Source organism: Streptomyces sp. NPDC001513 (assembly GCF_042894695.1).
Classification (GTDB): domain Bacteria; phylum Actinomycetota; class Actinomycetes; order Streptomycetales; family Streptomycetaceae; genus Streptomyces.
The window spans coordinates 538,946-553,813 of sequence record NZ_JBIAVU010000005.1; the positions used below are offsets into that span (position 1 = coordinate 538,946).

A 14,868-nucleotide genomic window follows, 5' to 3' on the forward strand; every position below is an offset into this window, starting at 1 on the left:
CCCTGTCGGTCACCGCCCCGCGAAGGGCGTCCGGTGTTCTCCGTCAACCCGTCCATCGTAAGTGTCCCCCCGCAGCCCCGTCTGTGCCTTCGGACACCGTGCGACGCACGGCACACCTACAGGTATGGGCCAGGGCACGTCCGGATGGCGGAATACCGGCGGATACCCTGGAGGAGTGACGTTCCCGGTAGTCGGCATGGTCGGCGGCGGTCAGCTCGCCCGCATGACCCACGAGGCGGGCATCCCCCTCGGCATCAGATTCAAGCTCCTCAGTGACACCCCACAGGACTCGGCGGCCCAGGTCGTGAGCGATGTCGTCATCGGCGACCATCGCGATCTGGAGACGTTGCGCGCCTTCGCGCGCGGCTGTGACGTGATCACCTTCGACCACGAGCACGTGCCCATCGAGCACCTGCGGGCCCTGGAAGCGGACGGCATCCCCGTCCGCCCGGGGCCCGACGCATTGATGCACGCCGCCGACAAGGGGGTGATGCGCGCGAAGCTCGACGAGATCGGGGCGCCCAGCCCCCGCCACCGGATCGTGAGCGATCCGGCGGACGCCGCGGCCTTCGCGGACGAGGTGGGCGGCTTCCCCGTCATCCTCAAGACCGTGCGCGGCGGGTACGACGGCAAGGGCGTGTGGTTCGTCCGCACCCCGGAGGACGCGGAGGCCCCGTTCAAGGCGGGCGTCCCGGTCCTCGCGGAGGAGAAGGTCGATTTCGTCCGCGAGCTCGCGGCGAACATCGTCCGCTCCCCGCACGGCCAGGCGGTGGCCTACCCCGTCGTCGAGTCCCGCCAGGTGGACGGGGTCTGCGACACGGTGATCGCCCCCGCCCCGGACCTCTCGGAGGCCCTCGCCGGCGAGGCCCAGGCCCTCGCCCTGCGCATCGCCAAGGAACTCGGCGTGACCGGCCACCTGGCCGTGGAACTGTTCGAGACCACCGACGGCCGGATCCTGGTCAACGAACTGGCGATGCGCCCGCACAACAGCGGCCACTGGACCCAGGACGGCGCCGTCACCTCCCAGTTCGCCAACCACGTCCGCGCGGTCCTGGACCTCCCCCTGGGCGACCCCCGCCCCCGGGCCCGCTGGACGGTCATGGCCAACGTGCTGGGCGGGGACTACCCCGACATGTACGCGGCGTACCTGCACTGCATGGCCCACGACCCGCAGCTGAAGATCCACATGTACGGCAAGGACGTGAAGCACGGCCGCAAGGTCGGCCACGTCAACACCTACGGCGACGACCTGGACGATGTGCTGGAGCGCGCACGCCACGCTGCCGACTACCTCAGAGGGACGGTCACCGAATGAGCACCTCCGCCGCAGCCCCCGTCGTCGGCATCGTCATGGGATCCGATTCGGACTGGCCCGTCATGGAGGCGGCCGCGCAGGCCCTCGACGAGTTCGAGATCCCCTACGAGGTCGACGTCGTCTCCGCCCACCGGATGCCGCGCGAGATGATCGCGTACGGGGAGCGGGCCGCCGACCGCGGTCTGAAGGCGATCATCGCGGGCGCGGGCGGGGCCGCCCACCTGCCCGGCATGCTCGCCTCGGTCACCCCGCTGCCCGTCATCGGCGTGCCGGTGCCGCTGAAGTACCTCGACGGCATGGACTCGCTGATGTCGATCGTCCAGATGCCGGCCGGGGTGCCCGTCGCCACCGTCTCGGTCGCCGGCGCGCGCAACGCGGGTCTGCTGGCCGTACGGATGCTGGCCGCGCACGACAAGGACCTCCTGGCCCGGATGCGCGACTTCCAGCAGGAGCTCAACGACCAGGCCACCGAGAAGGGCAAGCGGCTGCGTACGAAGGTCGCGAACGCGGAGTCCTTCGGGTTCGGCAAGTGAGCGCGGCGCAGCGTCTGGACGAGGCGCGCGAGCTGCTGGCCGAGCACCCCGTCGTCGACGGCCACAACGACCTGCCCTGGGCGCTGCGCGAGCAGGTGCGCTACGACCTGGCGCGTCGGGACATCGCGGGCGACCAGTCCGCCCACCTGCACACCGACATCCCGCGGCTGCGCGCCGGCGGGGTCGGCGCGCAGTTCTGGTCCGTGTACGTGCGCTCGGACTACGCCGGCGACGAGGCGGTCAGCGCCACGCTGGAGCAGATCGACGTGGTCGCCCAGCTGATCGACCGTTACCCCGGCGACCTCGTGCGGGCGCTGACGGCGGACGACATGGAGGCGGCCCGCGCCGACGGCCGGATCGCCTCGCTGATGGGCGCCGAGGGCGGCCACTCCATCAACAACTCGCTCGCCACCCTGCGCGCGCTGCACCGGTTGGGCGTGCGGTACATGACGCTCACGCACAACGACACGATCGACTGGGCGGACTCGGCGACCGACGAGCCCCGGCACGGCGGCCTGACCGACTTCGGCCGCGAGGTCGTCCGCGAGATGAACCGCGTCGGCATGCTGGTGGACCTCTCGCACGTCGCCGCGACGACCATGCGGGACGCCCTCGCGGTCTCGGCCGCGCCGGTGGTCTTCTCGCACTCCTCGGCGCGGGCGGTCTGCGACCACCCGCGCAACATCCCCGACGACGTGCTGGCGCTGCTGCCGGCCAACGGCGGGGTGGCGATGGCCACCTTCGTCCCCAAGTTCATCCTCCCGGCGGCCGTCGAGTGGACGCTGGCCGCGGACGAGAACCTGCGGGCGCACGGCTTCCACCACCTGGACACCACCCCCGAGGCGATGGCCCTGCACCGGGCCTTCGAGGCGGAGCGCCCGCGCCCGGTGGCCACGGCCGCCACGGTGGCCGACCACCTGGACCACATGCGCGAGGTCGCCGGGGTCGACCACATCGGGATCGGCGGCGACTACGACGGCACGGCCTTCACCCCGTCCGGCCTGGACGACGTGGCCGGCTACCCGAACCTGGTCGCCGAGCTGCTCACGCGCGGCTGGTCCAGGGCCGATCTGGCGAAGCTGACCTGGTCCAACGCGGTACGGGTGCTGCGCGATGCGGAAGCGGTGGCGCGGGACCTCTCGGCGTCCCGGGGCCCGTCGAACGCGGTGATCTAGCGGCGGCGCGGCGGCACGGCGGATGCGGTGATCGGGTGTGACCTGCGGGTTCACCCGAACGCCACATCCGCCGGGCGTCTCTGCCGTCCCACATGTCACGGTGGCACCATCCCATCTCTCCCTGCTGCCGCCGAGACCGGAGCGAACGCCATGGCCGACCTGCAGGACGAACCCCACTCCGTGGGCATCGGAGCCGAAGACCTCCTCGCACCCGAGGCGGCGGCGGGCGCCCTCGACAGGGCCGTCGCGCTGCTGTCCGTACATCCCGTGGCGGACGGGTGCAACACCCTCGTCTGGACCCTGCGCAAGAGCCCGTACCACGACATCGACACCCCCGACATCGGTGTCGACACCGACATCCCGCGGCTGCGCGCCGGGGGAGTGGGGGCCCAGTTCTGGTCCCTGCTCATCCCGCCGGACCGGCCCCGCGGGGACATGAGCTGCGACCAGGTGGTCTCCGACACCCTGGAACAGATCGACGTGGCAGTGGCCCTGATCCGCCGTTACCCCGACAGCCTGCGCCTGGCGCTCAGCGCCAGCGACATGGCGGACGCCCGCAACCGCGGCCGCATCGCCTCGTTCCTGGGCCCCGTGCCCGGCCGCACGCTGACCGACTCGCTGGGCGCGCTGCGCGCCTTCCACGCGCTGGGCGTCCGGATCCTCGCGCCCGCGGGGGCGCCCTGGGCGCAGGACGACCTGACGGCCTTCGGCCACGAGGTGGTCCGGGAGGCGAACCGGCTGGCGATGGTGCTGGACGTCAACGGCTGCGCGCCGGCGGTCGCCTGCCAGATCGCGGGCGCGTCCAAGTCCCCGGTGATCATCTCGAACACGGCGGCGGCCGCGCTGAACCCGCATCCGGGGAACGTGACCGACGAGGTGCTGCTCGCGCTGGGCGAGGCGAACGGCCTCGCGATGGTCACCTTCGACGCCGCCCGCACCGGGGACTCCCTGCACGCGGTGGCGGACCACCTCGACCACGTACGGGCGGTCGCGGGCCCGCAGAGCGTCGGCCTCGGCGCCGCCTTCGGCACCGAATCCCAGGGCTCCCGCCCGGCCGGCCTGACCGACCCCTCGGGCTACCCGCGACTGATCGCGGAACTCCTGGAACGAGGCTGGCCGGAATCCGACCTGGCCCTCCTGACCTGGGGAAACACCCTCCGCGTGGTCCGCGACGCAGAGTTCACCTCCCGCCGCTCAAAGGTCAGCCCCGCCGGCCAAAACTAGCCCCGCCGGCGTTTGAGGCGCGGGGGCTCGGGGGCAGAGCCCCCGCAACAAGGCTGCACCCGGCATGCGACCGCATCGGGCAGATCTGCCGAGCAACCCCGCAGGGGTCCCGCAGGGGTCAGGCCCGCGGGCGCCCCATCGCCCGGTACGTCCAGCCGGCGGCACGCCACCGTACGGGGTCCAGCGCGTTGCGACCGTCCAGCACGAGCCGGTCCGTCACCACGCCTGCCAGCTCCGCCGGGTCGAGGTCCCGGAACTCCCGCCACTCGGTCAGGTGGAGGACGACCTCCGCCCCCCGGGCCGCCGCCAGCGCGGAGTCCGCGTAGCCGAGGGTCGGGAAGACGCGCCGGGCGTTGTCCATGCCCTTGGGGTCGTAGACGGTGACCTGCCCGCCCTGGAGGTGGATCTGCCCGGCCACGTTCAGCGCGGGCGAGTCCCGTACGTCGTCCGAGTCGGGCTTGAAGGTGGCGCCGAGCACCGCGACCCGCTTGCCGAGGAACGATCCGCCCACGGCCTCCCGCGCCAGCTCGACCATGTGACCGCGCCGCCGCATGTTGATGGAGTCGACCTCGCGCAGGAAGGTCAGCGCCTGGTCGGCGCCGAGCTCGCCGGCGCGCGCCATGAAGGCGCGGATGTCCTTGGGCAGGCAGCCGCCGCCGAAGCCGATCCCGGCCCGCAGGAACTTCGCGCCGATCCGCTCGTCGTAGCCGATGGCCTCCGCCAGCTTCACCACGTCACCGCCGGCGGCCTCGCAGACCTCCGCCATCGCGTTGATGAAGGAGATCTTCGTCGCGAGGAAGGAGTTGGCGGCGGTCTTGACCAGCTCGGCGGTCGGGAAGTCCGTGACGACCAGCGGGGTCCCCTCCGACATCGGGGTCTCGTACACCTCGCGCAGCAGCTTCTCGCCGCGCTCGCCCTGGACGCCGATCACGATCCGGTCGGGGTGCAGGGTGTCCTGCACCGCGAAGCCCTCGCGCAGGAACTCCGGGTTCCAGGCCAGCTCCACGTCCGCGCCCGCCGGGGACAGCTCGGTGAGCTTCGCCGCGAGCCGTTCCGCCGAGCCCACCGGCACGGTGGACTTGCCGACGACCAGGACCGGCCGCGTCAGGTGCGGGGCGAGCGAGGCCATCGCGGAGTCGACGTAGGACATGTCGCACGCGTACTCGCCGTGCTTCTGCGGGGTGTTCACGCAGACGAAGTGGACGTCGCCGAACTCCCCGACCTCCTCGAAGGAGGTGGTGAACCGCAGCCGCCCGGTCGAGCCCGGCAGCCCGGCCACGTGCTGGGCCAGCAGTTCCTCCAGCCCGGGCTCGTACATCGGCACCCGGCCCGACGCCAGCATCTCGATCTTCTCGGGCACCACGTCCAGCCCCAGCACCTCGAACCCCAGTTCCGCCATCGCCGCGGCGTGGGTCGCGCCGAGGTATCCGGTGCCGATCACTGTGATCCTGAGGGGGGCCATGGGTGCTCCAGAGGTGCGGGGCCGTTTGCGGCCACTGAGCATAGTCGGGCCTGTCGGCGGGGACGTTCCCCAGGAGCCCACGGCCGTCGACATCGCTGTCACCCATCTCACGTAGGCCGTCCATATCGCCATCCGTGACCGGGACACTAAGCTTGGGTTACTTAACGGTAGTTAGCATCACGCATCACCCTGGGGAGTGAGAGATCTTGGCGGGTTCTGCCGACTTCGACCTGTACCGCCCGGCCGAGGAGCACGACATGCTCCGCGAGTCGGTCCGCTCGCTCGCCGAGGCGAAGATCCTGCCGTTCGCAGCCGCGGTCGACGAGGAGTCACGCTTCCCGCAGGAGGCCCTCGACGCCCTGGTCGCCAGCGACCTGCACGCCGTGCACGTGCCCGAAACCTACGGCGGCGCGGGCGCCGACGCCCTCGCCACCGTGATCGTGATCGAGGAGGTGGCCCGCGTCTGCGCGTCCTCCTCCCTCATCCCGGCCGTCAACAAGCTCGGCTCGCTCCCGGTGATCCTCTCCGGTTCCGAGGAGCTGAAGGCCAAGTACCTGGGCCCGCTCGCCAAGGGCGACGCGATGTTCTCGTACGCGCTCTCCGAGCCCGACGCGGGCTCGGACGCGGCCGGCATGAAGACCCGCGCCGTGCGCGACGGGGACTTCTGGGTGCTCAACGGCGTCAAGCGCTGGATCACCAACGCGGGCGTCTCCGAGTACTACACGGTCATGGCCGTCACCGACCCGGAGAAGCGCTCCAAGGGCATCAGCGCCTTCGTCGTCGAGAAGTCCGACGAGGGCGTCTCCTTCGGCGCCCCGGAGAAGAAGCTCGGCATCAAGGGCTCCCCGACGCGCGAGGTCTACCTCGACAACGTCCGGATCCCGGCCGACCGCATGATCGGCGCCGAGGGCACCGGCTTCGCCACCGCGATGAAGACCCTCGACCACACCCGCATCACGATCGCGGCCCAGGCGCTCGGCATCGCCCAGGGCGCCCTGGACTACGCCAAGGGCTACGTCCAGGAGCGCAAGCAGTTCGGCAAGCCGATCGGCGACTTCCAGGGCGTGCAGTTCATGCTCGCGGACATGGCCATGAAGATCGAGGCCGCCCGCCAGCTGACGTACTCGGCAGCGGCCAAGTCGGAGCGCGTCTCCGCCGGAGGTGACAAGGAGGACCTGACCTTCTTCGGCGCCGCGGCCAAGTGCTTCGCCTCCGACGTGGCCATGGAGGTCACCACGGACGCCGTCCAGCTCCTCGGCGGTTACGGCTACACCCGTGACTACCCGGTGGAGCGCATGATGCGCGACGCCAAGATCACGCAGATCTACGAGGGCACCAACCAGGTCCAGCGGATCGTCATGGCCCGCAACCTGCCGTAACGTCCTCCCAGGCCGGAGGCGGATGCGCATATCCGTCTCCGGCCTTTGCACGCCCCGGATGGGCTAAATTTGGACCTTCGTACGCCGGAATCGGTTGGGGAGAACGCAATGACGGAAGCGATCCTGCTGGTCGGCGGACAAGGGACGCGCTTGCGTCCGGTGACGGTGAACACGCCCAAGCCGATGGTCCCGACGGCCGGAGTTCCCTTCCTCGCCCACCAGATAGCCAGGGCCGCCGCCGCCGGTGTCACGCACATCGTGATGGCCACCTGCTACCTCGCCGAGGTCTTCGAGCCCTACTTCGGCGACGGATCCGACTTCGGCCTCACCCTCGAATACGTCGTCGAGGACGAGCCCCTCGGCACCGGCGGCGCCATCCGCAACGCCGGACGGCGCCTGACGGGCGGTCCGGACTCCTCCGTCCTCGTCTTCAACGGCGACATCCTCACCGGCCTGGACATCGCGGGTCTCGTCGAGGCGCACGAGGCGGCCGACGCCGACGTCTCCCTGCACCTGGTCCGCGTCGAGGACCCGCGCGCCTTCGGCCTGGTCCCCACCGACTCCGAGGGGCGGGTGCTGGCCTTCACCGAGAAGCCGCAGACCCCCGAAGAGATCATCACCGACCAGATCAACGCCGGCTGCTACGTCTTCCGCCGCAGCGTGATCGACGCCATCCCGGCCGGCCGCCCGGTCTCCGTCGAGCGCGAGACGTTCCCCGGCCTGCTGGCCTCCGGGGCCAAGCTGCACGGCGTCACCGAGAACACCTACTGGATGGACCTCGGCAAGCCCGAGTCCATCATCCAGGCCTCCGCGGACCTGGTCCGCGGCGTGGTCCCCTCCCCGGCGGTCCCCGGCCGCCGCGGCGAGTCCCTGGTGCTGCCCGGCGCCGAAGTGGCGGCCGGAGCGAAGCTCTCCGGAGGCACCGTCGTGGGAGCCGGCGCCCGGATCGAGGCCGGCGCGGTCGTCCAGGGCACCATCGTGCTCGACGGCGCGGTGATCGGCCCGGACGCCCAGGTGAGCGCCAGCCTGATCGGCGCCGGCGCCGCCGTGGGCGCGCGGACCGTACTGGACGGCGCCGTCATCGGTGACGGGGCCGTCGTCGGGGCCGACAACGAACTGCGCTCCGGGGCCCGGGTGTGGTGCGAGGCGCAGCTGCCCGCCGCCGCCATCCGCTTCTCCCCGGACGCCTGACGGGAGTCCGGAACCCGGGGAGCGGGTACCGCCGCGGTCAGTTGCCGCGGACGGTGACCTTCTCGTCGTTCTGGATCTGCTTCACCAGCTGCTGCACCTTCGCCTTGTCCCAGACGAGGTTGCCGCCGCGCTGCCCGGAGATCGGCATGTTCATCGACACGCCGTCACCGCCGTTGACGCCCTTCATCGCGAAGAACATCTGGCCCATGTCGTACAGGCCCATGTCCTTGTCCACGATCAGGGTGTCCAGGCCGGCGCCCAGCATCGGGTAGAGGTCGAACGGGTTGAGGACCGTGGACGGGGTCGCCGCCTGGCTCGCCAGCGCCGACAGGAACTTCTGCTGGTTCTTCGTGCGCTGGAGGTCCGACTCGGCGAAGGCGTAGCGGGTCCGGACGAAGGCCAGCGACTGCTCGCCGTTCAGGGTCTGCTTGCCCGCCTTGAAGTCGGCGCCGGACTTCTCGTCCTTGAAGCCCTCCTCGATGTCCAGCTCCACGCCGCCCAGCGCGTCCACGATGTTCGCGAAGCCGGCGAAGCCGATCTCCGCGTAGTGGTCGATGCGCAGACCGGTGTTGTGCTCCACCGTCCGCACGAGCAGCTCCGGGCCGTCCTCGGCGTACGCGGCGTTGAGCTTGACCCGGCGCCCCTGCGCGGGGAACTTCTTGCCGGACTGGGAGCCGACGAAGGACGGGATCTCCACGTCCGAGTCGCGCGGCAGCGAGATCATGGTGTTCCCGCTGGAGCACTTCGCGAGGATCATCATCGAGTCGGTCCGCTTGCCCTCGGCCGAGCCCGTGTGGAGCTTCTTCTTCTCCTCGTCGGACATGCCCTCGCGGCTGTCGGAGCCGACGATCAGGTACGTGGTGCAGTCGCCTTCCTTGGGGCGCTCGATGACCTTGGAGAGGTCGACCTCGCGACGCACCTTGGAGTCGGCCCAGAAGTAGGTGGAGACCGTGGTCACCAGCAGGGCGGAGACCAGCACGATCGAGCCGACCTTGATCCGCTTGCGCCAGTCCGGGGCGGGGCCGGGCGCGCGGCCGGGACGGCCGGGTCCCGGGGGTCCGCCGGGACCCGCCGGACCGCCCGGGGCGCCGCCGGAGGGCGAACCGTAGACCTGGCCGGTGTTGTAACCGCTGTCGTAACCGCCCTGCATGTCGTGGCCGCCGGCCTGCTGCGGGGGCACGCCGTACGCGGGCGGCGGGCCCGCCGGGCGCTGCGGGCGCGGGGGCTGCGCGGGCCGCGGCGGCTGCTGCGGCTGTCGCCGGACGTGCCGCATCCGCTGTACGCCCTCGGGCTGCGGCTGGGCGCTGCCGCGCCCGTAGCCGTCGTCACGACCTTCTGGCCAGTCATTCATGCGCCCTAGGATGCCTGCCCGGGCGTGCCGTCCGACAGCCCGGGGCGGGATCCGTACCGGGGCTGTTGCAGAGCTGATGCCTCTGGTACGGCTCTAAGGTGTCCGTATGACACAGATACGGGGCGAGCTGCCCGGGAAGCCGACCGCGGCCTCCCGCACGACCCTCAGCCACATCATGACCGCGAACGACACCAACCTCCTCGGCACGGTGCACGGCGGCGTGATCATGAAGCTGGTGGACGACGCGGCGGGCGCCGTGGCAGGGCGCCACTCCGGTGGCCCGGCCGTCACTGCCTCCATGGACGAGATGGCCTTCCTCGCCCCCGTGCGCGTGGGCGACCTCGTCCACGTGAAGGCGCAGTGCAACTGGACCGGCCGCTCCTCCATGGAGATCGGCGTACGGGTCCTCGCGGAGCGGTGGAACGAGTCCACGCCCGCCACCCAGGTCGGCAGCGCCTACCTCGTCTTCGCGGCCGTGGACGCCGAAGGCAAGCCCCGCCAGGTCCCGCCGGTGCTCCCGGAGACGGAGCGGGACGAGCGGCGCTACCAGGAGGCCCAGATCCGCCGCACCCACCGGCTCGCCCGCCGTCAGGCGATCATGGCGCTGCGCGAGGAGCGGGCGGCCCAGGGCTTCGACGACTGAGGCCCCGCGGGCCCCGCGGGGCGGCCCGGAGACGGTCTACGTCCCGCAGACCACCTGGTCGCCGGTGACCACGCCGAAGGTGCCCTGGTACGGGTCCTCCGCGCGGACCGGCACCACCTTGCGGTAGTCCGCGCCCGCGATGACCAGCACCGTCCGGCCCTGGCCCGCCACCGCCCGCAGCTCGCTGCCCGGCAGGGCGGTCGCCACCGAACGGGCGGAGCGGTCCCAGCGCGGGTCGTACGTGATCACCGTGCGCTTGACGTCGCGGCTGGCGCCGTTGCCCGGGGCCCGGGTGGTGTCGAAGCCGGTGGCGCGCAGCGCCGTGTCGACGCGTCCGCCGAGCCCGTCGATCCGCGTCCCGTTCTCCACCTGGACCCGGACCTGCTGCGGCGGCACGTCCACCGGCACCGTCGCGGGGCGGCTGCCGCTCCTCTTCCCGGGGCGGGCCGGAGCCAGCGGGCGGTCCTCCCGCAGGGCCTCGAACAGCTTGGCCGCCTTCGGCTCGTCCCATTTCACGGTGGAGCCGATGCCCTTGAGGCGGAACGAGGGGTCGCCGATGGGCACCGAGGCGAACTCCGAGGAGGACGGGGTGAAGTCCCGCATCGCCTGCCCGAGCGCCAGCATCTGCTCCGAGCCGAAGTCCTTGTCGGCCCGCACCGAGCCGAGCAGGGTGGAGCTGACCTCCTTGAACTTGACCGGGTTCAGCAGCACCCCGCCGCCGGTCGCCTGCTTGATCAGGGCGGCGATGAACCGTTGCTGACGCTGCATCCGGCCCAGGTCGGAGGCCCCGTCGACATGGCGCGAGCGCACGTACTGGAGGGCCTGGCCGCCGCTGAGGCGGTGGGTGCCGGGCAGCAGGTCGAGGCCGGTGTTCGGGTCGCGCATGGTCTTGGCCGTGCAGATGTCCACGCCGCCCATCGCGTCGACCGTCTTCATGAAGCTGGTGAAGTCGACCTCCAGGTAGTGGTCGATCTTCACACGGGTCATGTTCTCGACGGTCCGCACGGTCAGGTTGGGGCCGCCCTCCGCGTACGCCGCGTTCAGCTTCAGGGAGTGGGCCCGGTGCGCCTTGCCGGTGACCAGGTCCCGGTGCGCGGGTACCTCGGCGTAGCTGTCGCGGGGCAGGCTGATGACGCTGGCCCGCTCCTTGTCGGCCGACAGGTGCACCAGCATGATCGTGTCGGTGCAGTGGCAGGGCGCGCCGCCGAGGCGGTACTCGCGCTTCTCCTCCGGGGTGATCTTCTCGCGGCCGTCGGTGCCCACCAGCAGGAAGTTCAGGCCGTGTCCGGCCTGCGGGCGGTTCTTCATGTCCTTGAACGGGTCCACCCGCTCGATCCCGGTGTCCAGGCCGGTCATCACGGCGTGCCCGACGGCCCCGGAGCCCAGCACCACCACCGACAGCCCGGCCGCGAGCCGCACCCCCCACCGGGGGCGCTCGCCCCGACGCCGGGCCGGGCCGCCGGCGCCGCCGCCGCGCCGTGCGCGCTGCGGCTGGGACGGCCCGGCGGGACGGGTGGGACGGTGCGGCTGGGGCACGGTGGACACCTCCGCGGGAGCAGCAGGGAGACCTGTCGAGAGACGAGTCGGATTCAGCTGATTCGACAGAACAGTAGGCCCATACGATCAGCGTTTGTCCTTACCGATCACTCGGCGCGCACCCGGTTCCCCCGTACGCGGTAACGTGACACCGATACCCGACCTTGAAGGACCACATGCCCGCCCAGCAGCCCGCAGTCTCGGTGATCATGCCGGTGCTCAATGAGGAGCACTACCTCCGCGATTCCGTCCGCCACATCCTGGAACAGGAGTATGCGGGCGAGATGGAGGTGGTGATCGCACTCGGTCCGTCCACGGACCGCACCGACGAGATCGCCGCGGAACTCGTCGCCGAGGACCCCCGAGTCCACACCGTCCCGAATCCCACCGGCCGGACCCCGGCGGCGCTCAACGCCGCCATCAAGGCCTCGCGTCACCCGATCGTGGTACGCGTCGACGGCCACGGGATGCTCTCGCCGAACTACATCGCCACCGCCGTCCGCCTCCTGGAGGAGACCGGTGCGCAGAACGTCGGCGGCATCATGCACGCCGAGGGCCAGAACGCCTGGGAAGACGCCGTCGCCGCCGCGATGACCTCGAAGATCGGCGTGGGCAACGCCCCGTTCCACACGGGCGGCCAGGCGGGACCGGCCGAGACCGTCTACCTGGGTGTGTTCCGCCGCGAGGCGCTGGAGCAGCAGGGCGGCTACAACGAGGAGTTCATCCGCGCCCAGGACTGGGAGCTGAACTTCCGCATCCGCGAGGCCGGCGGCCTGATCTGGTTCTCCCCGGAGCTGAAGGTCCAGTACCGCCCGCGGCGCTCCGTCAAGGCGCTGGCCAAGCAGTACAAGGACTACGGGCGCTGGCGCCACGTGGTGGCCCGGTACCACGCGGGCTCCATCAACCCGCGCTACATGGCCCCGCCGACCCTGGTCTGCGCCCTGGCCGCGGGCGTGGTCGTGGGCGTGGCGGTCCACCCCCTGGGCTTCGCCGTCCCGGCGGGCTACCTCGCGGCGATCGTCGCGGGCTCGATCCCGGCGGGCAAGGGCCTGTCGCTGCGGGCCCGGGCGCAGATCCCCGTCGCCCTGGCGACGATGCACCTGTGCTGGGGCTTCGGCTTCCTGACGAGCCCGCGCGCGCTGGCGAACAAGGTCATCGCGAGCCGCCGCCCGGCCGTGCACCGGGACTCCTCGCAGGTCTGACCCGCGGGTCGGCCAGGAACGTACGAAGGGGCCCGGCACGGCGGCTGTGTGCACAGCCGCCGTGCCGGGCCCCTTGCGCGTGCTCAGCGGGTCCGGGGACCCGCTACCAGGTGAAGCCCGGCTGGATCTGCATGCAGGCCTTGTCGTTGTCGCCGTTGAGCGCGTGGGCGGACGTCGGGGCAACGGTCGGGGCGGGCGGCGGCGGGGTCGGCGCGTCGCCGGTCCGCCAGTCCTTGCCGACGAACAGGACGATCCCGGTGACCTGGTCGGACTTCTGGACCGAGGTGGCGGGCAGGCCCAGCGCGGTGGCCACGGCCGCCGCGTCGGCCGCCTGGCCGTCGGTGGCGAAGCGGACCACCGTGGTGTCCTCGGCCCCGGTCTGGGTGTCCGCGCCGGCCTTGGTGAAGCCCTTGGCGGCGAGCAGCGCCGCCACGTCGTTCGCCCGGTTCTTGACCCTGACCTGGGCGCCGTCCTTGCCGCCGGTGGAGTTGCGGACGCTGAGCACGATCTTCGCCGGCGCGGCGGCGGGGGCGGTGGTCGGGGCGGTGGTCGGCTGCTGGGACGGGGCGGACGGGCTGCCGCTCGCGCCCGGCGAGGGCGAGGCGCCGCCCTCCGGGGTGCCGGAGCCCTTGCCGTCGAGCGCGATGTCCTCGCGGACCATCCGGAACAGGTCCTCGGCCTCGCCCGCCATGGGCTCGACGCGTCCGTCCATACCGGGCCTCGTGCTGTAGACCCAGGGCATGGTGGTCATGGTGATCCGCCCCGGCGGAACCTTCTTGAGCTCCATGCTGAGGTCGTACAGCTTGTCGATCTTGTTCAGGCCGGTGTCGACGACCGTGGCCTGGATCGCCGCCTGCGCCAGGCTGTTGAGCTTCACCGGGTTGGTGAGCTTGGCGTTCTTGCGGAACTCCCGGGCCATCGAGTTCATGTACTGGTGCTGGGCGTGGGTGCGCCCGATGTCGGTGCCGTCCTCGAAGCCGTAGCGGGTGCGCAGCCACTGCAGGGCCACCTCGCCCTGGATGATGTTCTCGCCCTTCGGCAGCTTCAGGCCCGAGCCCTTGCCGTCACGGGTGCGGGAGTGGACGTTCTGCTCGACGCAGACCGGGACACCGCCGATGGCGTCCGCCATCGACACCACACCCTTGAAGTCGATCATCATGAAGTGATCGATGGGGATCTTGCTCAGCTCGGTCCACGCGGCGACGGTGCAGCCCGGTCCGCCGCGCTGGAGGGACTCGTTGGTCTGGACGAGCCCCTTGCTGGCGGGGTACACCTTGCCGCCCGGCTCGGTGCACTTGGGCATCATCAGCATCGTGTCGCGCGGCATCGAGACCACGGACATGTTGCTGCGGTCGGCGGACAGGTGCAGCAGCATCTGGACGTCCGCGAGGGGCGGGCCGTCGAAGGTGTCCGTGGCCCCGCCCAGCGCCTGGTTCTCCGCGTCGTTGCGCGCGTCGGAGCCGATGAGCAGGATGTTCAGCGGGGTCTGGCCGAAGGCGTTGGGCTTGGAACCGCCCAGTTTGGTCTCGCCGAGGTTCAGCGCGTCCGTCTGGATGCTGCCGTTCAGATGGCGGTAGTACAGGTATCCGGCCGCCGCCGTCCCGAGTATGAGCAGGGACAGGACGGAGGACACCCAGCGCAGCACGCGCCGCCGCCCCCGTCTGGTGGGGCGCTGGCGGGCGGCCGCACGCCGGACGGCCCTGGAGCCGCCCCGTGGCGCGGGCACCACGCCGGACGCGTCGGCCCCGCCGCCGGGTATGTCCCCGGCGGCCTGGGCGGTCGCCCCCTCCCCCCGCACGCTGCTGTGCCTCACACGTCCCCCCTCAAAATCCTTCTTGGTCGTCTGTGTGCCGGTGC

The 14,868-nt window shown here is 71.5% G+C and carries 12 protein-coding genes; 8 read left to right on the plus strand and 4 right to left on the minus strand.

What is annotated here, in order from left to right:
* Window positions 1–175: 175 nt before the first annotated feature.
* The 4 genes from ACFYZ4_RS14370 (at window position 176) to ACFYZ4_RS14385 (ending at window position 4,247) form a co-directional block, all read left to right on the plus strand.
* Window positions 176–1,315, plus strand: coding sequence for a 5-(carboxyamino)imidazole ribonucleotide synthase (locus tag ACFYZ4_RS14370; RefSeq protein ID WP_351298956.1), 1,140 nt, complete (start codon window positions 176–178; stop codon window positions 1,313–1,315).
* On the plus strand, window positions 1,312–1,848 hold the full coding sequence (purE, locus tag ACFYZ4_RS14375) for a 5-(carboxyamino)imidazole ribonucleotide mutase (RefSeq protein ID WP_351298959.1): 537 nt from the start codon (window positions 1,312–1,314) through the stop codon (window positions 1,846–1,848). The genes ACFYZ4_RS14370 and purE overlap by 4 nt, the downstream gene beginning before the upstream one ends.
* On the plus strand, window positions 1,845–3,023 hold the full coding sequence (locus ACFYZ4_RS14380; protein WP_351298962.1) for a dipeptidase: 1,179 nt from the start codon (window positions 1,845–1,847) through the stop codon (window positions 3,021–3,023). Before purE ends, ACFYZ4_RS14380 begins: the two co-directional genes overlap by 4 nt.
* 150 nt (window positions 3,024–3,173) lie before the next feature.
* A complete protein-coding gene (locus ACFYZ4_RS14385; protein WP_351298964.1) occupies window positions 3,174–4,247 on the plus strand; it encodes a membrane dipeptidase in 1,074 nt (357 codons plus the stop codon).
* 118 nt (window positions 4,248–4,365) lie between these two features.
* Here the strand turns inward: ACFYZ4_RS14385 and ACFYZ4_RS14390 are convergent, their stop codons facing one another.
* Window positions 4,366–5,709: a UDP-glucose dehydrogenase family protein gene (locus ACFYZ4_RS14390; protein ID WP_384349550.1), complete on the minus strand. Its 1,344-nt coding sequence runs from the start codon at window positions 5,707–5,709 to the stop codon at window positions 4,366–4,368.
* A gap of 206 nt (window positions 5,710–5,915) precedes the next feature.
* Between ACFYZ4_RS14390 and ACFYZ4_RS14395 the strand changes: the two genes are divergently transcribed.
* A complete protein-coding gene (locus tag ACFYZ4_RS14395; protein WP_351298970.1) occupies window positions 5,916–7,088 on the plus strand; it encodes an acyl-CoA dehydrogenase family protein in 1,173 nt (390 codons plus the stop codon).
* A 108-nt stretch (window positions 7,089–7,196) separates the two neighbouring features.
* Window positions 7,197–8,279 (plus strand): NDP-sugar synthase, encoded by a 1,083-nt coding sequence (locus tag ACFYZ4_RS14400; protein WP_351298973.1) that lies wholly within the window; start codon window positions 7,197–7,199, stop codon window positions 8,277–8,279.
* A gap of 37 nt (window positions 8,280–8,316) precedes the next feature.
* On the opposite strand, the gene ACFYZ4_RS14405 is transcribed toward ACFYZ4_RS14400, so the two are convergent.
* Window positions 8,317–9,630: an LCP family protein gene (locus ACFYZ4_RS14405; RefSeq protein ID WP_351298976.1), complete on the minus strand. Its 1,314-nt coding sequence runs from the start codon at window positions 9,628–9,630 to the stop codon at window positions 8,317–8,319.
* A 106-nt stretch (window positions 9,631–9,736) separates the two neighbouring features.
* Between ACFYZ4_RS14405 and ACFYZ4_RS14410 the strand changes: the two genes are divergently transcribed.
* Window positions 9,737–10,273: an acyl-CoA thioesterase gene (locus ACFYZ4_RS14410; RefSeq protein ID WP_351298979.1), complete on the plus strand. Its 537-nt coding sequence runs from the start codon at window positions 9,737–9,739 to the stop codon at window positions 10,271–10,273.
* Window positions 10,274–10,309: 36 nt separating this feature from the next.
* On the opposite strand, the gene ACFYZ4_RS14415 is transcribed toward ACFYZ4_RS14410, so the two are convergent.
* Window positions 10,310–11,692 carry an LCP family protein gene (locus tag ACFYZ4_RS14415; protein WP_351298988.1) on the minus strand — a complete coding sequence of 461 codons (1,383 nt, stop codon included), beginning with the start codon at window positions 11,690–11,692 and terminating at the stop codon, window positions 10,310–10,312.
* Window positions 11,693–11,985: 293 nt separating this feature from the next.
* On the opposite strand from ACFYZ4_RS14415, the gene ACFYZ4_RS14420 reads away from it, so the two are divergent.
* Window positions 11,986–13,011 (plus strand): glycosyltransferase family 2 protein, encoded by a 1,026-nt coding sequence (locus tag ACFYZ4_RS14420; protein ID WP_351298982.1) that lies wholly within the window; start codon window positions 11,986–11,988, stop codon window positions 13,009–13,011.
* Between the two features lie 103 nt (window positions 13,012–13,114).
* On the opposite strand, the gene ACFYZ4_RS14425 is transcribed toward ACFYZ4_RS14420, so the two are convergent.
* Entirely contained in the window at window positions 13,115–14,824 is a 1,710-nt protein-coding gene (locus tag ACFYZ4_RS14425) for an LCP family protein (protein ID WP_390784006.1), read from the minus strand.
* Between the last annotated feature and the right edge of the window lie 44 nt (window positions 14,825–14,868).